Origin of the sequence: Nocardioides sp. GCM10023255 (assembly GCF_042653125.1) — a bacterium.
Lineage (GTDB): Bacteria > Actinomycetota > Actinomycetes > Propionibacteriales > Nocardioidaceae > Nocardioides.
This window is the reverse complement of record NZ_JBHSHU010000009.1, coordinates 327350-346607: the sequence shown is the minus strand read 5'-3', so window position 1 is coordinate 346607 and position 19258 is coordinate 327350. Positions and strand designations below refer to the sequence as shown.

Here is a 19258-nt window from a genome sequence, read left to right as displayed (position 1 = left end):
TCTGAGCGATCTCGACCACCGACGACGCCCGGCCCGACGCCGGACGTCGCCCTCATTTCGCTTCCTGACGAGCCATTTTCGGGTCTCGCAGCGGGGTCGAATGACACGTCCTCGCCTTGTGGAGGGGCTGTGGTTCCGCGTGACATCCACGGGGAGCGCCTGTGGAAACTCCGGGCGCGCTCCGGGAGAGCCGACGCGAACTGCACAAGGACGTGTCATTCGCCCCGCGCCCGTCCACAGCCCCTGTGCAGCGAAATTCCCGCGTTGACCTGCGCGGACCGGAGTTCTCCACAGTTTCCACGGATGCTGTGACTCCGACCTACCTCCAGACATCACGATCCCCGGTGAACATCCATCCGGACCCCTACCTGGGGACAACCCGCCCCGAGAGCCCGCGCCACCCCTCGACGACAGGCACGTCGTGGTCGGGGGCAAACGGCACCGAACCTCCCACCGCACCCGCTCCCATGGCAGGATTCACCTCCCAGACCTCGCACCCCACAACCACGAGTTGTGATTCACCGACCCGAAGGAACACCCAACGTGAAGTTCCGCGTCGATCGCGACGTGCTCGCCGATGCCGTTGCCTGGGCCGCACGCAGCCTCCCGGTCCGTCCGAGCGTCCCGGTGCTGGCCGGGCTCCTCATCGACGCGAGCGACGAGGGGCTGGTCCTCTCGACCTTCGACTACGAGACCTCGGCGCGCGCCACCCTCAAGGCCGAGGTCAGCGACGAGGGCCGAGCCCTGGTCAGCGGCCGGCTGCTCGCCGACATCTGCCGCAGCCTGCCCGCCAAGCCGGTGGAGATGGTGCTGGACGGCGCGCGGGTCTCGCTGACCTGCGGCTCGGCCCGCTTCAGCCTGCAGACGATGCCGGTCGACGACTACCCGTCGCTGCCCGACATGCCGGCGGCGACCGGGACCGTGCAGAGCGACCACTTCGCGCACGCCGTCGCCCAGGCCGTCACCGCGGCGGGCCGCGACGACATGCTGCCGGTCCTGACCGGCGTGCGGATCGAGATCGAGGGCTCGACCATCTCGCTGCTGGCCACCGACCGGTTCCGGCTGTCCCACCGCGAGCTCGGCTGGGACCCGCGCACCCCCGACGAGTCGCTGGCCGCCCTGGTCCCGGCCAAGGTGCTCGGCGACACGGCCAAGTCGCTCACCGCAGGCAGCGAGGTCACGATCGCGCTCGCCGCGTCGGGCACCGGTGAGGGCATCATCGGCTTCGAGGGCGCGGCCCCGGGCGGCGTACGCCGCACCACCACCCGCCTGCTGGACGGGGAGTTCCCCAAGGTCCGCAGCCTGTTCCCCAACGAGCACCAGACCAGGGCGCTGGTCGACAAGGCCGCGCTGATCGAGTCGGTCAAGCGCGTGGCCCTCGTGGCCGAGCGCAACACCGCGGTCCAGCTCGCCTTCAGCGACGGCGTGCTGACCCTGGACGCCGGTTCCGGCGACGAGGCGCAGGCGTCGGAGTCGATCGAGGCGACCATCGAGGGCGAGGACATCACCACGGGCTTCAACCCGCAGTTCCTCCTCGACGGGCTGAGCGCCATCGACCAGCCGGTGGTCGAGCTGGCCTTCACCCAGGCCTCCAAGCCGGTCGTCATCAGCGGCAAGGTCGACGACGACGCCGAGGCGTCGCCGTTCCGCTATCTCCTGATGCCGCGCCGGCTGCTCTCCTGAGCGATCCCGCATCGACCGGGCAGCCGACCTCGCGCCGGCGGCAGCGGACCGGGCAACTAGCCTGAGTCGAACGAGCTGAACAGGGGCCTGACGAGAGCCCCACGAGAAGGAGCAGGCATGGAGATCGGACTCGTCGGACTCGGAAAGATGGGCGGCAACATGCGCACCCGTCTGCGCCAGGCCGGCCACACGGTCGTCGGCTACGACCGCAACCCGGACGTGTCCGACGTCGAGAGCCTCGAGGAGCTCGTCGCGCAGCTGCCCGCGCCGCGCGTGGTGTGGGTGATGGTCCCTGCGGGCGACCCGACCCGGGAGACCGTCCGGACCCTCGGCGACCTGCTGTCCGAGGGCGACCTGGTCGTCGACGGCGGCAACTCGCGGTGGACCGACGACCAGGCCAACGCCGCGATGCTGGCCGAGAAGGGCGTCGGCTTCGTCGACTGCGGCGTCTCCGGCGGGGTCTGGGGCCTGGAGAACGGCTACGCCCTGATGTGCGGTGGCTCCGACGAGGACGTCGCCAAGGTCCAGCCCGCCTTCGACGCGCTCAAGCCCGAGGGTGACTCCGGCTTCGTGCACGCGGGCAAGGTGCCGGGCGCCGGGCACTTCGCGAAGATGGTCCACAACGGCATCGAGTACGCCATGATGCAGGCCTACGCGGAGGGCTTCGAGCTCCTCGAGAAGGTCGACCTGGTGGAGAACGTCGTCGACGTCTTCGACTCCTGGCGCGAGGGCACCGTCATCCGTTCCTGGCTGCTCGACCTGCTGGTCACCGCGCTCAAGGACGACACCCACCTCGACAAGCTCGCCGGCTACGCCGAGGACTCCGGCGAGGGGCGCTGGACCGTCGAGGCGGCCATCGACAACGCCGTGCCGCTCAACGTGATCACCGCCTCGCTCTTCGCCCGGTTCGCCTCCCGCCAGGACGAGAGCCCGGCGATGAAGGCGATCGCGGCCATGCGCAACCAGTTCGGCGGGCACGCCACCCGCACCGCGCCGCCGCCCGGCGGCGACGCAGCCCAGGGGGACTAGCACTCCGTTGTACGTCTCCCACCTCGTCCTGCACGACTTCCGCTCGTACGCCGCCGCGGACGTCCGGCTCGAGCCGGGCGTCACCGCGTTCATCGGGCGCAACGGACAGGGGAAGACGAACCTGGTCGAGGCGATCGACTACCTCTCCCGGCTCGCCTCGCACCGGGTGGCGACCGACGCTCCCCTGGTCAGGTCCGGTGCGGCGCAGGCGGTGGTGCGGGCCGCGGTCGTCCGCGACGGGCGGACGGCGGTGCTCGAGGTCGAGCTCAACCCCGGTCGCGCCAACCGGGCCCGGGTGAACAAGTCGCCGCTCCCCCGGTCCCGCGACCTCGTGGGGCTGCTGCGCACGATCGTCTTCTCCCCCGAGGACCTGACCCTGGTCAAGGGCGACCCCTCGGACCGGCGCCGCTTCCTCGACGACCTGCTGGTGCTGCGGATCCCGCGGCTGGCCGGCGTGCGTGCCGACTACGACCGGGTGCTGCGACAGCGCAACTCGCTGCTCAAGAACATCGGGGTGGCCCGGCGGGGCGGCCGCGACGCGCAGGAGTCGGCGCTCTCCACGCTCGCGGTCTGGGACGAGAACCTGGCCCGGACCGGTGCCGAGCTGCTCGCCGAGCGGTTGCAGCTGGTCGACGCGCTGCGACCCTATCTCGGCAAGGCGTACGAGACGGTGGCCCGCGGCGCCTCGCGCGACGACGCCGAGATCACCTACAAGCCGTCCTTCGACCTGCCGGACGGGAACGGCGCGCTCCCCGACCGCGGCGTCCTCACCGAGGCGCTGCTCGCCGAGGTCGAGCGCCGGCGCGGCGAGGAGCTCGACCGCGGGGTCTCCCTGGTCGGTCCGCACCGCGACGACCTGCTGCTGACGCTGGGGCACGGCGCCGGGGACGGCGGCACCCGGCTGCCGGTCAAGGGGTATGCCTCGCACGGCGAGTCCTGGTCGTTCGCGCTGGCGCTGCGGCTGGCGTCCTACGACCTGCTCCGCGCCGACGGCGACGACCCGATCCTGATCCTCGACGACGTCTTCGCCGAGCTGGACAGCGAGCGCCGCGCGCAGCTGGCCGACCTGGTCGCGGGCGCCGAGCAGGTGCTGGTCACGGCGGCGGTCGGTGCCGACGTGCCGCCCGCGCTCGCCGGCGCGCGGTTCGTGGTGGCCGACGGCGAGGTCCGCAGGGCCGACGATGAGCGGTGACGAGGACGCCCTCCTCCCCGACGACGACGACGACGCCGGGCCGGTCGCACCGGACCCGGTGGTGGAGAACCACCGCGACGACGGCCTCGACCTCGCCCGGGCGCTGACCCGGGCGACCGCGCGGGCGGGCGGGGCGCCGGTCCGGCGCGGCAAGAAGTCCACCGGCAGGCGCTCCTCCACCTTCCGGGTGTCCGGGGCGCACCCCGACGACCGCGACCCGCAGACGCTGGACAGCGTGGTCAACCGGCTGGTCGACGACCACGGCTGGGACCTCGACCTGCGGGTGCACGGGGTCTTCGGCCGTTGGCAGGATCTCGTCGGGCAGGAGGTCGCCCAGCACTGCACGCCGGAGTCGTTCGCCGACGGCAAGCTCGTGGTGCGCACCGACTCGACGGCCTGGGCGACCCAGCTGCGGCTGCTCGCGCCGACCATCGTGCGCCGCCTCAACGAGGAGCTCGGCCACGGCACCGTCACGATCATCGAGGTGCTCGGCCCGCACCTGCCGACGTGGAAGAAGGGGCCCCGCTCCGCGCGGGACGGACGGGGACCGCGCGACACCTACGGCTGAGCCGGTTTCACATGAAACACGTCCCGACGGCCGGGTCCCCAGGGGCGCCTGCGAGACGATCTGGCGGGCCTTCCGACGTACAGGGACCTGTCCGACCCCCTGAACGGCGGTTGCAGAGGCCCTCACGACCCGCTCAGGGGCATATTTTGTCCACAGTTCCCCCCATCTGTGGGGTCGGTACGTGGTTTGAAGCCCTGTGGCCGGTATCATGGCGATCAGGGTCGCCGGCTCCAGGCTGCGGCGGCCTTCTGTGTGCCAGCGCCGCCCGCTCCCGTGGTGCGGCCCCTACGTGTTAGAGGTGTGCGTGACCGACGAACAGCACGTCGAGAGCCCCGTCGAGACCCCTGCCGACACCCCGGCAGGCTCCGCAGCACCGGACCCCGCAGCACCGGAGCAGGGTGGGACCGCGGTCCCGCCCGCGCTGCGCGGCACCGCACCGGACGCCGGCACGTCGTACGACGCCTCCGCGATCCAGGTGCTCGAGGGCCTCGAGGCGGTCCGCAAGCGTCCCGGCATGTACATCGGCTCGACCGGTGAGCGCGGCCTGCACCACCTGATCTGGGAGATCGTGGACAACGCGGTCGACGAGTCGCTCGCCGGCTACTGCGACCGGATCGTGCTGACCCTGCAGGCCGACGGGGCCATCCGGGTCGAGGACAACGGCCGCGGCATCCCCACCGACACCGCGCCCGGGCAGGAGATGCCCGCGGTGACGATGGCGCTGACCATGCTGCACGCGGGCGGCAAGTTCGGCGGCGGCGGTTACAAGGTCTCCGGCGGTCTGCACGGCGTCGGCGTCTCGGTCGTCAACGCGCTCTCCACGCACCTGACGGTCGAGGTGAAGAACCGCGGCCACCTGTGGCGCCAGAGCTTCAGCCTCGGCGTCCCCGACGGGCCGCTGGAGCAGGTCCGCCCGATGGAGCCCGGCGAGCGCACCGGCACCACGGTCATCTACTGGGCCTCCCCCGAGATCTTCGAGACCACGACGTACTCCCTGGAGACCATCACCAACCGCATCCGCGAGATGGCCTTCCTCAACAAGGGCCTCGAGATCGTGGTGCGCGACGAGCGCCCGCAGGCCGAGGAGGTCCTCGAGGCGGTCCAGGACGAGACCGTCGCCGACGACGTCGACCAGGGTGGGAGCGACGCGATCCGCAAGGGCGAGGGCGGTGGCCTCGAGCGGGTCTTCAAGTACGACCGCGGCCTCGTCGACTACGTCGAGCACCTCAACCGCCGCAAGCAGGTCGCCAACCCCACCGTCATCGCCTTCGAGGCGGAGACCCCCGAGTCGGTCGAGAACCACATGAGCCTCGAGGTGGCCATGCAGTGGAACACGACCTTCTCGGAGTCGGTCCACACCTTCGCCAACACCATCAACACCCACGAGGGCGGCACCCACGAGGAGGGCTTCCGCGCGGCCCTCACCTCCCTGGTCAACAACTGGGGCGAGGAGTGGGGCCTGATGAAGAAGCCCGAGGACCGGGTCAAGGGCGACGACATCCGCGAGGGCCTCACCGCGATCATCTCGGTCAAGCTCGGCGAGCCGCAGTTCGAGGGCCAGACCAAGACCAAGCTCGGCAACACCGAGGCCAAGGGCTTCGTCCAGCGGATCATGAACGACCAGCTCGGCGACTGGTTCGAGAAGAACCCCGCGGAGGGCCGCGAGATCGTCCGCAAGGCGCAGGCCGCGGCGTCGGCCCGGATCGCCGCCCGCAAGGCGCGCGACCTGGCCCGCAACCGCAAGGGCCTGCTCGGTGGCGGTGGCCTGCCCGGCAAGCTGTCGGACTGCCAGTCCACCAACCCCGCCGAGTGCGAGGTGTTCATCGTGGAGGGTGACTCCGCGGGTGGCTCGGCCCGGCAGGGCCGCGACCCGCGGGTCCAGGCGATCCTGCCGATCCGCGGCAAGATCCTCAACGTCGAGAAGGCCCGCATCGACAAGGTCCTGGGCAACCAGGAGGTGCAGGCGATCATCTCCGCGCTCGGCACCGGCATCCACGAGGAGTTCAGCCTCGACAAGCTGCGCTACCACAAGGTCGTGCTGATGGCCGACGCCGACGTCGACGGCCACCACATCAACACGCTGCTGCTGACGCTGCTGTTCCGCTTCATGAAGCCGCTCATCGAGCACGGCCACGTCTACATGGCCCAGCCCCCGCTGTACCGCATCCGCTGGAACAAGCCGGCCGAGCACGAGTTCGTCTACTCCGACGCCGAGCGCGACGCCCTGATGCGTGACGGGCTCGAGCAGGGCAAGAAGCTGCCCAAGGAGAACCCGGTCCAGCGCTACAAGGGTCTCGGCGAGATGAACGCCGAGGAGCTGTGGGAGACCACGATGAATCCCCAGCAGCGGCTGATGCTCCAGGTGACGCTCGACGACGCCGCCCAGGCCGACGAGATCTTCTCGGTGCTGATGGGCGAGGACGTCGAGCAGCGTCGCTCCTTCATCCAGCGCAACGCCAAGGACGTGCGATTCCTCGATATCTAGGTCTCTAGCGAGATCCCTAGATTCGAGTAGAGCAGCCCAGAGAGACCCAGAGAAGAGTTCTGAGACGTGACTGAGACCCCCACGGACAGCACCGGCGGGACCGGCGGACCCGAGGACCCGGGCGGCCGCATCGAGCCCATCGAGCTGCAGACCTCGATGCAGCGCGCCTACATCGACTACGCGATGGCGGTCATCGTCGGGCGTGCCCTGCCCGACGTGCGCGACGGCCTCAAGCCGGTGCACCGGCGGGTGCTCTACGCGATGTACGACGGCGGCTACCGACCCGACCGCGGCTTCTCGAAGTGCTCCCGCGTCGTCGGTGACGTCATGGGTCAGTACCACCCGCACGGCGACTCGGCGATCTACGACACCCTGGTCCGCCTCGCCCAGCCGTGGGTGATGCGGGCGCCGCTGATCCACGGCCAGGGCAACTTCGGCTCGCCGGGCAACGACTCCGCCGCGGCCATGCGGTACACCGAGTGCCGGATGGCGCCGCTGGCCCTGGAGATGGTCCGCGACATCCAGGAAGACACCGTCGACTTCCAGCCCAACTACGACGGTCGCTCCCAGGAGCCGACGGTGCTGCCGTCGCGCTACCCCAACCTGCTCGTGAACGGCTCGGCCGGCATCGCGGTCGGCATGGCCACCAACATCCCGCCGCACAACCTGCGCGAGGTCGCCGACGGCGCCATCTGGGCGCTCGAGCACCCGGACGCCACCCGCGAGGAGCTCCAGGACGCGCTCGTCGAGCGGGTCAAGGGTCCGGACTTCCCCAACGGCGCCCTGATCGTGGGCCGCCAGGGCATCGAGCAGGCCTACCGCACCGGCCGTGGCTCGGTCACGCAGCGCGCGGTCATCGAGATCGACGAGGACTCCCGCGGCCGCACCTGCCTGGTGATCACCGAGCTGCCCTACATGGTCAACCCGGACAACCTGGCGCTGAAGATCGCCGAGCTCGCCGACTCCGGCAAGGTCCAGGGCATCTCCGACGTCCGTGACGACTCCTCGGGCCGCACGGGTCAACGCCTCGTCGTCGTGCTGCGTCGCGACGCGGTCGCGCGCGTGGTGTTGAACAACCTGCTCAAGCACACCGAGCTGCAGACCAACTTCAGCGCGAACATGCTCGCGCTGGTCGACGGCGTGCCGCGCACGCTCACCATCGACCAGTTCATCTCGAACTGGGTGGCCCACCAGATCGAGGTCATCCAGCGGCGTACCCGCTTCCGCCTCGCCGAGGCGGAGCGGCTCGCCCACGTCCAGCGCGGCCTGGTCAAGGCCCTCGACGCGCTCGACGAGGTCATCGCGCTGATCCGCCGCTCCCCCGACGTCGAGGACGCCCGCTCGGGCCTGATGCAGCTGCTCGACATCGACGAGATCCAGGCCCAGGCCATCCTCGACCTGCAGCTGCGCCGGCTGGCCGCACTGCAGCGCCAGGCGATCATCGACCGGCTCGCCGAGCTCGAGCGCACCATCGCCGACCTGCAGGACATCCTGGCCAACGAGGCGCGGCAGCGTCAGATCGTGGCCGACGAGCTGACCGAGATCGTCGAGAAGTACGGCGACGACCGCCGCAGCCAGATCATCGCGGCCGACGGCGACCTGTCGATGGAGGACCTGATCCCCGACGAGGACCTCGTCGTCTCCATCACCCGGGGCGGCTACGCCAAGCGCACCCGCGCCGACCAGTACCGCACCCAGAAGCGCGGCGGCAAGGGCGTGCGTGGCGCGACCCTGCGCGGCGACGACGTGGTGGAGCACTTCATCGCCACGACCAACCACCACTGGCTGCTGTTCTTCACCACCGCCGGCCGGGTCTACCGCACCAAGGCCTACAACCTGCCCGAGGCGTCGCGCGACGCGAAGGGCGGCCACGTCGCCGGGCTGCTCAGCTTCCAGCCCGACGAGAACATCGCGCAGGTGCTGGCGATCCGCGACTACGACCAGGCGCCGTACCTCGTCCTGGCCACCCGCAACGGCCTGGTCAAGAAGACCCGCCTGGCCGACTACAACAGTCCGCGCCAGGCCGGCGTCATCGCGATCAACTTCCGCGAGGACGACGACGAGCTGATCGGCGCCGAGCTGGTCAACTCCGAGGACCACATCCTGCTGGTCTCCCGCAAGGGGCAGGCGATCCGGTTCCCCGCCGACGACAGCCAGCTGCGGCCGATGGGTCGGGCGACGTCGGGGGTCTCGGGCATGAAGTTCCGTGAGGGCGACTCGCTGCTGTCGATGTCGGTGATCCGGGCCGAGCAGGTCGCGGCCGAGGAGGCCGCCGAGGCCAGGGCCGAGGCCGCCGGCGAGTCGACGGCGCCGGGCGCGCTGCCGGACGTCAAGGAGCAGTACGTCTTCACGATCACCGACGGCGGCTTCGCCAAGCGCACCCGCATCTCGGAGTACCGCCTGCAGTCGCGCGGCGGGCTGGGCATCAAGGCGATGTCGCTGGCCAACGAGGAGCGCGGCGGGCTGGTCGGTGCCTTCATCGTGGAGGAGGGCGACGAGATCCTCTCCATCACCCAGGCCGGCCAGGTGGTGCGCAGCCCCATCAACGACCAGTTCCGGGCCACCGGCCGCTCCACCATGGGTGTGAAGTTCGTGACGCCCAAGTCCGGTGACGCGGTCGCCGTGGTCGCCCGTTCGGTCGAGGCACGCGAGGACGAGGAGGACGGCGAGGCCGTCGAGGAATCGCCCGCCGTGGAGTCGGATGCAACAATCGATGGATCTGCCTCCGACCCGGCCGAGGCAGCGACCCCCGGCTCCGACACGACCGGCTCCGACCCGACAGGGGAGAGTGAGGAAGACTGATGACGGAACGTCCCGTCGAACGCACCTCCACCCGCACCACCCGTGACCGCAGCCGCACCGAGGACACCTCGGTCCGGGCGCCGCTGGGCGAGCGCATCTCCGCCAAGCTGAGCAGCGCCGCCGACGAGCACCGGGCCAACGCCAACCCGGACTCGCGCGCCGCGGCGAAGAAGGCGGCCCCGAGCGGTCGCCCGCCGCGTCGGGCCCGGCTCCGGCTGACCCGGATCGACCCGTGGTCGGTGATGAAGACGGCGTTCCTGCTCTCGGTCGCCTTCGGCGTGGTCACCGTGGTGTCCGTGCTGATGGTGTGGTCGGTGCTGGGCGCGGCCGGGGTGTGGGACTCCATCAACCAGACGGTCCAGGACGTCGTGGGCGGCCAGGACTCCGCAGGCTTCGACGTGGAGAACTACCTCGGCACCTCCCGGGTGCTCGGCTTCACCATGCTGGTGGCGGTCATCGACGTGGTCCTGCTGACCGCGATCGCGACGCTCGGCGCGTTCCTCTACAACATGGCCGCCGCCCTCCTCGGGGGCATCGAGGTCACCCTCGCGGAGGACGAGCGCTGACCCCGTCGGGCGTCGTACCTCCCGTTTTGTCGGGCCGCGACGCCCTGCGGTAGTGTCTCCCCTCGGTCGCTGGTCGACCATCCCTGGCACAGGCTCAGCCTCAGCCAGACCCGGGCCTATAGCTCAGACGGTTAGAGCGCTTCCCTGATAAGGAAGAGGTCACAGGTTCAAGTCCTGTTAGGCCCACCACCCGGATCGACCGGCCGGATCGACCGGCCGGACCCGTCCGGCCCGCCCGACGACGTAGGAGTCGCCATGAAGAAGTTCGTCCTGGTCCTGCTGGCAGCGGCCGGCGCCTTCGTCGCGAAGAAGAAGATCGACGAGGGCCGCACCGAGCAGGCCCTGTGGGCCGAGGCCACCGACAACGTCGAGCGCGGCTGACACTCCCGACCAGGGGCCTTGGCGCAATTGGTAGCGCACCTGCTTTGCAAGCAGGGGGTTAGGGGTTCGAGTCCCCTAGGCTCCACCAGGCTCAGGGCGCACCCCGAGCGGTAGGCTGGTGTCCTTCCTCCATCGACGGAGTCGGACATGAGTGCCACGACCGAGACCGCGGTCCTTGCCGGAGGTTGTGCCTGGATCATGCAGCAGCTGCTGCGCCATCCCCCAGGTGTCATCTCCACCCGGACCGGCTTCATGGGCGGCCGGAGCGAGAACCCGACCGACGAGAACAGCGGCGGCCACGCCGAGGTCGTGGAAGTGGTCTTCGACCCCGAGCTGCTCTCGTACCGGGGGTTGCTCGAGGTGTTCTTCCAGGTCCACCGAGCCGACCTCGGTGAGGACGTGGTCGGGTCGATGTACCGGTCCGAGATCTTCTGCACCAGCCCGGAGCAGCGCCGGGAGGCCGAGCAGATGGTGCGCGACGTCGACGCCTCGGGCCACTGGCCGGGCAGGACGCGCACCAGGATCAGCGAGGCCGGTGTGTTCTGGGAGATGGGGCCCGACGACCAGGACTACCTGCTGAGGTTCCCGCGCGACTGCAAGCCCCCGTTCCCCCGGCAGGACCACCTGCAGGAACCGGTACCTTCCCAAGGCGCTGGCAGTCCCTCGTAGCGGTCACCTCGTCCAGGACTCATCCTCCCCGCGTGATGCGGTCGTGCGCTCACCGCGTGAGGCTGGCCGCCTGTGCCGAGAGGGAGGTGGCGGCGATGCCGCTGGGACGACGACACGAGCGCCGCGAGGAACGGCGTGACGAGCGACGCGGTGACCCGGGCGGGGTGACCTACAAGATGCGCCAACGGCTGTTCTCGATCGGGGACGACTACTGGATCGAGACCGCTTCCGGCGAGCGCGCCTACAAGGTCGACGGGAAGGCGCTGCGGCTCCGCAAGACCCTCGTGCTCGAGGACCCGCACGGGCACGCGGTGGCGAAGATCCAGGAACGGCTGGCCCGGCTGCGCGACTCGATGGAGGTCGAGGACGCCGATGGCCACCGGCTGGCGATGGTCAAGAAGGCGCTGGTGACGCCGCTGCGGGACCGGTGGGTCGTGGACGTGAGCGGTGGTCCGGACCTGGACGTGCAGGGAAACCTGATGGACCACGAGTACACCTTCAGCGACGGCGACCGTGTCGTCGCGTCGGTCTCCAAGCAGTGGTTCCGGGTCGCCGACACCTACGGCGTGGAGATCGAGCCGGGGCAGGACCCGGTGGTGCTCCTGGCCGCCACGGTCGCGATCGACACGATGGCGCACGAGGAGCGCTGAGCCGCGCTCCGCCAGTACCCTCGTCCCCGGCATCGAGGTCAGGGAGGGACGTGCTGTGCAGGTCGTGACGAGCGGGGATCGACCGGACCTGGAGTCCGAGGTCCGGGAGGCGTTCCGGGAGCGCTGGCCGGAGTTCATCTTCCACGGTGAAGCGGCCCCGAAGTACCTCTCCCGGGTGGGCGAGTACTTCGGCCACTTCGACATCCTGCTGCTCGACGAGGGAAAGGTGGCCGCGGGCGGGTGGGGCGTCCCGTTCGCGTGGACCGGTGACGTCGAGGACCTCCCGGACGGGTACGACGGGGCGCTGGCGCGCTCCGTCGAGGACCACGAGGCCGGACGGGCCCCGAACGCACTGAGCTTCATGGCCGCCGCGGTCGCCCCGGCCTTCGACAAGCAGGGACTGGCCCAGCAGGTGCTCTCCGCCCTCGTGGCCCGGGCCGAGGAGCACGGCATCACGCACGTGGTGGCGCCGCTGCGGCCGACCTGGAAGCACCGGTACCCGCTCACCCCGATGGCGGAGTACGCCACCTGGGTGCGCGAGGACGGCCTGTCGATCGACCCGTGGATCCGCACCCACCAGCGGATGGGGGCCACGGTGCTCGGTCCGGCCGCCAGGTCCATGGTCATCAGCGGCACGGTGGCGGAGTGGGAGTCGTGGGCCGAGATGCCCTTCCCGGCCAGCGGCCGGTACGTCGTGCCCGACGCCCTGAACACCATCACCGTCGACCGCGCCGCCGACCGGGCGACGTACGTCGAGGAGAACCTGTGGGTCCAGCACCGCTGACCCGCTCGGTCCTCCCGACGCTGCTGCTCGTCCTGGTCGGTGCCGGGTGCGACGACGTCCCGCCGCCGGAGGCCGACGCGCCGGCTCCGCCCGCCCGCCTGGCCGGAACCCCCTCGTACGACGCGCGCGCGGAGCCCGCGGAGGCCGTGCTCCCGCTGGTGCCCGCGACCGCCACGACGCTGACCGTCACCGACCTCGACGGGGTGCGCCGCCAGCTCGGCGTGCCGGACCTGACCAGCGGGGACCTGATGACCGACCGCTCGGAGTTCTGGGAGCGAGCGTCGAGCGAGGCCCCGCTGCTGACCCGGGGGATGCTGCGCGAAGACACCTCGGAGCTGATGCTCGACCACGGGTTCAGCGAGGACGACGTCGACTGGGAGGCCCACTTCACCGGTCCCGACGGCAACGGCTTCGTGCTGGCCTTCCGCCCCGACCAGGACATGGGCGACGTCGCCGACGCCGTGGACGCAGGGGTGGGCCCGCTCGCCGGCGCGCAGGTGCTCCGCGGGTCGCACCTGGTCGTCTCGGGCGTGGCCACCGACGGTGCGGACAGCTGGGCGACCGACCCCGCGGTGGTGCCGCTCGTCGGTGAGCCGGCGGAGGCGACGTACGTGCGACGCGGCTGCGTCCCGCTCGCCGACGCCCTGGGCCCGGACGCGTCGGCCGAGGACCAGGACGCGGTCCTGGCCCACCATGACGTGAGCGACCTCGACGAGCTGGACGCGGTCGCGGTGGCGTTCGGCGACCACCTGGCGACGGTGCGGCTGGGCAGGGACCGGGCCGACCTCTTCGAGCGGCTCCACCTCGGCGACGACTGGCCGGCAGGCCGCCCGTCGTTCGGCGACGGGTTCACCGACGGCGTCGGGGACCCGGCCACCGGACGGATCGGGTACGACGTGCCCCGGCCGCCGCTCGCGGCCGGGCTCGCGCTGACCGAGACCCTGCCCTTCGCGGTGTGTGACGAGGTCACCCCGATCCCCGAGCCCACCGGGCTGTAGCCGGATCAGCCCGTGGTGAGCGCGGCGAGCTCGGTGGCGTCGTGGGCGCTGAACACGGTGACCTCCGCCGCGTGGGTGGCACGGAGCTCGCGGAGCCGCTCCTGGTTGTGCCGGCGCCGGAGGTCGTCGACGGCCATCAGGCGCTGGAACGCGCGCAGGCCGGGCGGGGTCGTGACCGGCGAGGCCAGGTCGCCGGGGTGGAAGTAGGAGTCGCCCGCGTGGAGCAGCCAGTGGCCGTCAGGGCGACGGACGGCGACGCCGCAGTGGCCGCGGGTGTGGCCGCGCAGGGGCACGAGCAGCACGTCGTCGTCGAGGGCGGTCACGGCGCCGAACCCGAACCACTCCTCCCCCACGACCCGGTGGCGCTCCCAGCGGGGCCCGTGCGCCCACTGCGCGCCGACGTACCGCGCCCGCTCCCGCAGGTGCGGGTGCAGCGCGGCGTCGAGCTCGTCGCCGAGCACGTGGACCCGCGCCTGCGGGAAGTCGCCGATGCCGCCGGCGTGGTCGAGGTCGAGGTGGGTCAGCACGATGTCGGTGACGTCCTCCACCCGGTGGCCGCGGGCCAGGACCTGCGCCCGGGCGGTCTCGGCCGGGTCGAGCACCGGCCGGACGACCGCGCGGAAGGGCTGCCCGAGCCGGCGCGGGTCCGCGACGTCGGCGGTGCCGAAACCGGTGTCGACGAGCAGCAGGCCCCCGGGGCGCTCCACCAGCAGGCAGTGGGCGACCATCCGCACGGCCGAGACCCGGCCGCCGAACGCGCCGGCGGGCCGCATGGTGGCGCAGTTGAGGTGGTGGACGGTCACGAGGCGATCGGGCCGTCCCGCTCGGCCTCCGACGCGTGCAACCGCCGGACGGTCGGGGACGTCTGCACCGACGCCGGGTCCGGGTAGGTGCCGAACAGGCGGTCGGCGGTGCCCGCGGTGGTCACCGTGAACCAGTAGTGCTCGTTCTTGTAGTGGTGGAGGCGGTGGTTGCGCCAGACCGAGCGGAACCACGCCGACCGCGGCCGGTAGTCGCTGTGCACGAGGTAGTGGGTCCACTCGTAGCCGAGCTTGATGGCGTGGACCGAGACGAGCAGCGACAGCGCGCTCGCGGTCGTCGGCATGGCGAGCAGCGCGACGGCGACGTACGCCGGCAGCAGCCAGACCAGCGCCTTCCACGGGATGAACACCAGCGGCAGGTCACGGGGGTCGGCGTGGTGCGCGCGGTGCTCGCGGGCCAGGAGCGGGTCGACGGTGAGCGGCCCGACCGAGCGCGGCCGCCAGTGGAGGATCACCACGTGGATGCACCACTCGATCACGGGGAAGAGCGCCACCAGCGCCGCCGGGACGAGCAGCTCCCACCAGGACCCGCCGCCCACCCACGCCCGCGCGACCACCGCGCCGAGGAGGAAGGTCGAGATCAGCCAGGGGCTCGGGTGCCTCCAGAACTCCCGCCAGGCCGCGCTCAGCGACAGCGACCGGCGCCGCCGTGCCGGACCGGCTCCGGTCATCGTGCCGAGGCGCGCCTCGTCGGCGGCCAGCCGCTGGGCGGCGAGCCGCTCGACCTCGGGGGTGGGCTTGGTCATCGGGTCTCCTCGAGCTGCTGCAGGGCGGTGAGCAGGCTGGTGGTGGCCGGGCGCAGCACGCGCTCGGCGGCGGCCCGGGCGGTGTCGGGGTCCCCCTCGCCGATGGCGGCGGTCAGCACGCGGTAGGCGCCGACCTGGCCCACCTCCTCGGCCATCACCGGGGCGAGCGCCTCGAGCGCGGGCTCGTACGCTGCGCGCAGGCTGTTGAACATGAGCCGGAACGTCAGCGAGTCCGCCGCGTCCACCACCACGTCCCAGTAGGCCAGCGCGTGGACCTGCCGCTCGACGTCGTCGTCGGTCGCGGCCAGCGCGTCGACGGTCCCGGTCAGGGCGGCGGTCAGGGCCGGCCCCCCGCGCTCGGCGGCCAGGGCGGCCACGCCCGGGCCGACGACCAGCCGCGCCTCGAGGATGCTGCGAGCGACCGCCGCGTCGAGGGTTCCCCCACGCACGAGCAGCCGGGGCAGCAGGTCGAGGCCGGCGTACCGCCGGAAGTCGCGGACCGTGGTGGCGCCGCCGTGCCGGACCTCCAGCAGCCGGGTCTGCGCCATCCGCTGGAGGGCCTCGCGCACCGCGGGGCGGGACACCCCGAGGACCTCGGCGAGCCGGCGCTCGCTGGGGAGCGCCTCGCCGGCCTCGAGCCCCCCGTCGACGACCTCGGAGAGGACCTGGTCGAAGACCTCGTCGGGCACGGACCTGCGGTTCACGGGCTGCAGCGGCATGTCCGGGACGCTAGGACTGTGGCGGCCGGTGGTCAAGTGGCCAGACCAGTATGTGGGAGGTGGGTCACGTGCCCCGCGACCGGTCGCGCGGTCGCTGCGACGTACGCTGGAGGCCGTGCCCACCCTGCTCGCCCCGCGCTACTGGGGCGCGCACCTCCTGGCGCTGGTGCTGACCGCCGCGGCGGTCGGCCTCGGTGTGTGGCAGTACGACGCTTGGCAGGCGCGCCGGGCCGCGGAGGCCACCGACCTGACCCTCGAGGACCCGGTCCCGCTGGACTCGGTGATCGGCCCCGACGACCCGTTCCCCGGGACCAAGGTGGGCCAGCCGGTCATCCTGGACGGGCAGTGGGTGCCCGAGGGGACCGTCTACGTGTCCGGACGCGAGCAGGACGGCCGGGACGGCTACTGGGTGGTGACGCCGCTGGCCGTCACCGGCGCGCAGGACCCGGCGATCCCCGTCGTCCGCGGTTGGGTGGACGACTGGCACGACGCGCCCGAGGCGCCGACGGGCCGCGCCGAGATGGTCGGCTGGCTGCAGCCGACCGAGGGCACCGGCGAGGTCGACGACGACCCGGACGACGACGTGCTGCCTCAGCTGCGCACCGCGGACGTGATCCAGCACGTCGACCAGGACCTGTACGGCGCGTACGCCGTCGTCGCCGACAAGGCGGCCCCCGGATCCTGGCCGGTCGGCGACCGGGCCCTCAACGACGGCACCGCCGGCCTGGCTCCCGCCGACCTCGCCCAGCTCCCCGACGCCGGCCGCTTCACCGCGCTGCGCAACCTGCTCTACGCGATCGAGTGGGTCTTCTTCGGGGCGTTCGTCGTGTTCGTGTGGTGGCGCTGGACACAGGACGTGCGCCGGGAGGCCGACACGGAGCCGGAGCCACAGGACGACCCGGTACCTTCGGAGCCGTGACCGGCACCGAGAACCTCCGTGGCCCGCTGACCCGCTACCGCGTCATGGCGACCGTGGTCGGCGTGCTGCTGATCGTCCTGATCCTGATCGGCGTCCCGCTGAAGTACCTCAGCGCCGACGGCTCCGACCTCCAGCACGTCGGCGAGTGGATCACCACCTACCTCGGGATCGCCCACGGCTGGCTCTACATGATCTTCCTGGTCACCGCCTTCTGGCTCTCCCGCAAGGCCCGCTGGGACCTGCCGTTCACGGTGGTGACCCTGCTGTGCGGCACCATCCCGATCGCCAGCTTCTGGGCCGAGCACCGCGCCACCCAGCGGGTGCGCGCCGAGCACCCCGAGCTGGTCGCACCCGCAGAGCGGGTCTAGGCGCGTGACGACCGCGTTCGTGCTGGGCGGCGGTGGCGTGCTCGGCGCGGTCGAGGTCGGCATGCTGAGAGCCCTGTTCGAGCGCGGCGTCACCCCCGACCTCGTGCTCGGCACCAGCGTCGGGGCGCTCAACGGCGCCATGGTCGCCCGCGACCCCTCCCTCGCGGTCATCGACCGCCTCACCGAGCTGTGGCGGGGCGCCAGTCGTTCCGGCCAGGAGGTGTACGGCGACCGTGCGCTGCGCACCGTCCGGCGCGCGGTGTCCACCGGCACCCACATCTACTCCGCGAAGCCGCTGAAGAAGCGGCTGGCCGAGGAGCTCGGCGACCTGACCTTCGAGGACCTCGCCGTCCGCTTCCAGGTGTGTGCGGCCTGCATCGAGCGGTCCGCGGAGCACTGGTTCGACTCCGGGCCCGTGGTCGACGCGGTCGTCGCCAGCGCCGCCGTGCCCGGCCTGCTGCCGCCGGCCAGGGTCGGCGACGAGCACTTCCTCGACGGCGGCATCGTCAACTCGATCCCGGTGGGCCGGGCGGTCCAGCTGGGCGCCACCAGGGTCTTCGTGCTGCAGGTCGGCCGCGTGGACCGGCCGCTGAGCGTCCCCCGACGGCCCTGGGAGGTCGCACGGGTGTCGTTCGAGATCGCCCGCCGGCACCGGTTCGTCCGCGAGATGGCCGAGCTGCCCGACGACGTGGAGGCGCACGTGCTGCCCGCGCGCGGCACGTCCAGCCGGGACGACTCGCTGCTCGGCAGCCGCGACTTCAGCAGCGTGGAGGCGCGCATCGACGAGACCTACGAGGCCTGCGTGGCCTACCTCGAGGAGCACCTGCCCGCCGCGGGGCACCCGTGACCCGGCTGCTGCGGCGGGTCGTGCTCGCGCCGCTCGTCGTGGTGGTCACCGCGCTGGTGTGGTTCACGCTGCCGCTGTGGCTGATCGTGGCCGCGGCACTCTCCCCCGTGCTGCCCGGCCGCTGGCGGGCGCTGCGGCTGCTGTGGGTGTTCATCCTCTACCTCACCTGCGAGGCGCTGCTGCTCGTCGTGATGCTCGGGCTGTGGCTGGCCTCCGGCTTCGGCCGGCGGATCAGGACGCCGTACTTCGAGGGCATCCACTACGACCTGGTGCAAGGCGTGATGTGGGTGTTCTTCCGGGAGGCGCGCCGGGTGCTGCGGCTGCGGATCGTCACCGACGGCCCCGCGCCGGACGCGCACCCGGGCATCCCGATCCTGGTGTGCTGCCGGCACGCCGGTCCCGGCGACTCGTTCACCCTCATCCACGCCCTGATGCACTGGTACTCCCGCGAGCCGAGAGTCGTCCTCAAGGACACCCTGGCCTGGGACCCGGCGATCGACGTGCTGCTCAGCCGGATCCCGGCGCGCTTCATCTCGCCGGACCCGGGGGACGGGGAGGACCTCGAGTCGCACATCGCGGCCCTGGCGTCGGGGCTGGACGAGAACGACGCGTTCGTGATCTTCCCCGAGGGCGGCAACTTCACCCCCGAGCGGCGCCAGCGGGGCATCGACCGGCTGCGCAGGCTCGGCCTGGAGCGGATGGCGCGGCGGGCCGAGGAGATGACCAACGTCCTCGCGCCGCGGCCCGGCGGCTTCCTCGCCGCGCTCGACGCCGCTCCGGACGCCGACGTGGTGCTGGTGGCGCACACGGGACTGGACCACCTGCGGACCGTGGGCGACCTGTGGCGCGAGCTGCCCATGGACAAGCAGCTGATCATGCGCTGGTGGCAGGTGCCGCGGGCCGAGATCCCCGAGGGCCGGGAGGCCCGGATCGACTGGCTCTACGCGTGGTGGGAGCGCATCGACACCTGGGTGGAGCAGAACCGGCCGGAGGATCTCTCCTCCGGCCGGTCCGGGAGCTGATGGTGCGGG

Annotated in this window: 19 protein-coding genes and 2 tRNA genes; 18 read left to right on the top strand and 3 right to left on the bottom strand. The window is 71.8% G+C overall.

What is annotated here, in order from left to right:
* Positions 1 to 543 precede the first annotated feature (543 nt).
* The 14 genes from dnaN (at position 544) to ACFO9I_RS15430 (ending at position 13807) form a co-directional block, all read left to right on the top strand.
* Entirely contained in the window at positions 544 to 1683 is a 1140-nt protein-coding gene (gene dnaN / locus ACFO9I_RS15495) for a DNA polymerase III subunit beta (protein WP_379182383.1), read from the top strand.
* A gap of 87 nt (positions 1684 to 1770) precedes the next feature.
* Positions 1771 to 2712, top strand: coding sequence for a phosphogluconate dehydrogenase (NAD(+)-dependent, decarboxylating) (gnd, locus tag ACFO9I_RS15490; protein WP_379182795.1), 942 nt, complete (start codon positions 1771 to 1773; stop codon positions 2710 to 2712).
* A gap of 7 nt (positions 2713 to 2719) precedes the next feature.
* Positions 2720 to 3904, top strand: a complete 1185-nt coding sequence (gene recF / locus ACFO9I_RS15485; RefSeq protein WP_379182381.1) for a DNA replication/repair protein RecF — start codon at positions 2720 to 2722, stop codon at positions 3902 to 3904.
* Positions 3894 to 4472, top strand: a complete 579-nt coding sequence (locus ACFO9I_RS15480) for a DUF721 domain-containing protein (protein ID WP_379182379.1) — start codon at positions 3894 to 3896, stop codon at positions 4470 to 4472. The genes recF and ACFO9I_RS15480 overlap by 11 nt, the downstream gene beginning before the upstream one ends.
* A 304-nt stretch (positions 4473 to 4776) precedes the next feature.
* Positions 4777 to 6957: a DNA topoisomerase (ATP-hydrolyzing) subunit B gene (gyrB, locus tag ACFO9I_RS15475; protein WP_379182378.1), complete on the top strand. Its 2181-nt coding sequence runs from the start codon at positions 4777 to 4779 to the stop codon at positions 6955 to 6957.
* 129 nt (positions 6958 to 7086) lie between these two features.
* Positions 7087 to 9759: a DNA gyrase subunit A gene (gyrA, locus tag ACFO9I_RS15470; protein WP_379182793.1), complete on the top strand. Its 2673-nt coding sequence runs from the start codon at positions 7087 to 7089 to the stop codon at positions 9757 to 9759.
* Positions 9759 to 10325 carry a DUF3566 domain-containing protein gene (locus ACFO9I_RS15465; protein WP_379182376.1) on the top strand — a complete coding sequence of 189 codons (567 nt, stop codon included), beginning with the start codon at positions 9759 to 9761 and terminating at the stop codon, positions 10323 to 10325. The genes gyrA and ACFO9I_RS15465 overlap by 1 nt, the downstream gene beginning before the upstream one ends.
* 112 nt (positions 10326 to 10437) lie before the next feature.
* Positions 10438 to 10514, top strand: a tRNA-Ile gene (locus ACFO9I_RS15460).
* Between the two features lie 66 nt (positions 10515 to 10580).
* The gene (locus ACFO9I_RS15455) at positions 10581 to 10706 is read left to right on the top strand and encodes a DLW-39 family protein (RefSeq protein WP_379182374.1); all 126 of its coding nucleotides are present in this window, start codon (positions 10581 to 10583) and stop codon (positions 10704 to 10706) included.
* Positions 10707 to 10718: 12 nt separating this feature from the next.
* Positions 10719 to 10794: transfer RNA gene (locus ACFO9I_RS15450), tRNA-Ala, on the top strand.
* A gap of 59 nt (positions 10795 to 10853) precedes the next feature.
* Positions 10854 to 11375, top strand: coding sequence for a peptide-methionine (S)-S-oxide reductase MsrA (locus ACFO9I_RS15445; protein WP_379182372.1), 522 nt, complete (start codon positions 10854 to 10856; stop codon positions 11373 to 11375).
* Positions 11376 to 11470: 95 nt separating this feature from the next.
* Positions 11471 to 12025, top strand: coding sequence for an LURP-one-related/scramblase family protein (locus tag ACFO9I_RS15440; protein WP_379182370.1), 555 nt, complete (start codon positions 11471 to 11473; stop codon positions 12023 to 12025).
* Positions 12026 to 12080: 55 nt separating this feature from the next.
* Entirely contained in the window at positions 12081 to 12809 is a 729-nt protein-coding gene (locus ACFO9I_RS15435; protein ID WP_379182368.1) for a hypothetical protein, read from the top strand.
* Positions 12791 to 13807 carry a hypothetical protein gene (locus tag ACFO9I_RS15430; protein WP_379182366.1) on the top strand — a complete coding sequence of 339 codons (1017 nt, stop codon included), beginning with the start codon at positions 12791 to 12793 and terminating at the stop codon, positions 13805 to 13807. The genes ACFO9I_RS15435 and ACFO9I_RS15430 overlap by 19 nt, the downstream gene beginning before the upstream one ends.
* A gap of 5 nt (positions 13808 to 13812) precedes the next feature.
* On the opposite strand, the gene ACFO9I_RS15425 is transcribed toward ACFO9I_RS15430, so the two are convergent.
* The 3 genes from ACFO9I_RS15425 to ACFO9I_RS15415 are packed head-to-tail and all read right to left on the bottom strand — an operon-like array spanning position 13813 to position 16093.
* Complete coding sequence (locus ACFO9I_RS15425; RefSeq protein WP_379182364.1) at positions 13813 to 14610, bottom strand: MBL fold metallo-hydrolase; 798 nt, start codon at positions 14608 to 14610, stop codon at positions 13813 to 13815.
* Positions 14607 to 15374 (bottom strand): sterol desaturase family protein, encoded by a 768-nt coding sequence (locus ACFO9I_RS15420; RefSeq protein ID WP_379182363.1) that lies wholly within the window; start codon positions 15372 to 15374, stop codon positions 14607 to 14609. The genes ACFO9I_RS15425 and ACFO9I_RS15420 overlap by 4 nt, the downstream gene beginning before the upstream one ends.
* Positions 15371 to 16093 (bottom strand): FadR/GntR family transcriptional regulator, encoded by a 723-nt coding sequence (locus ACFO9I_RS15415; protein WP_379182361.1) that lies wholly within the window; start codon positions 16091 to 16093, stop codon positions 15371 to 15373. Before ACFO9I_RS15415 ends, ACFO9I_RS15420 begins: the two co-directional genes overlap by 4 nt.
* A 115-nt stretch (positions 16094 to 16208) precedes the next feature.
* Here ACFO9I_RS15415 and ACFO9I_RS15410 point away from each other — a divergent pair, with 115 nt between their 5' ends.
* The 4 genes from ACFO9I_RS15410 to ACFO9I_RS15395 are packed head-to-tail and all read left to right on the top strand — an operon-like array spanning position 16209 to position 19249.
* On the top strand, positions 16209 to 17012 hold the full coding sequence (locus tag ACFO9I_RS15410) for an SURF1 family protein (protein WP_379182359.1): 804 nt from the start codon (positions 16209 to 16211) through the stop codon (positions 17010 to 17012).
* A complete protein-coding gene (locus ACFO9I_RS15405) occupies positions 17009 to 17380 on the top strand; it encodes a DUF3817 domain-containing protein (RefSeq protein WP_379182357.1) in 372 nt (123 codons plus the stop codon). Before ACFO9I_RS15410 ends, ACFO9I_RS15405 begins: the two co-directional genes overlap by 4 nt.
* A gap of 4 nt (positions 17381 to 17384) precedes the next feature.
* The gene (locus tag ACFO9I_RS15400; RefSeq protein ID WP_379182355.1) at positions 17385 to 18227 is read left to right on the top strand and encodes a patatin-like phospholipase family protein; all 843 of its coding nucleotides are present in this window, start codon (positions 17385 to 17387) and stop codon (positions 18225 to 18227) included.
* Positions 18224 to 19249: a 1-acyl-sn-glycerol-3-phosphate acyltransferase gene (locus tag ACFO9I_RS15395; RefSeq protein ID WP_379182353.1), complete on the top strand. Its 1026-nt coding sequence runs from the start codon at positions 18224 to 18226 to the stop codon at positions 19247 to 19249. The genes ACFO9I_RS15400 and ACFO9I_RS15395 overlap by 4 nt, the downstream gene beginning before the upstream one ends.
* Positions 19250 to 19258: the final 9 nt, after the last annotated feature.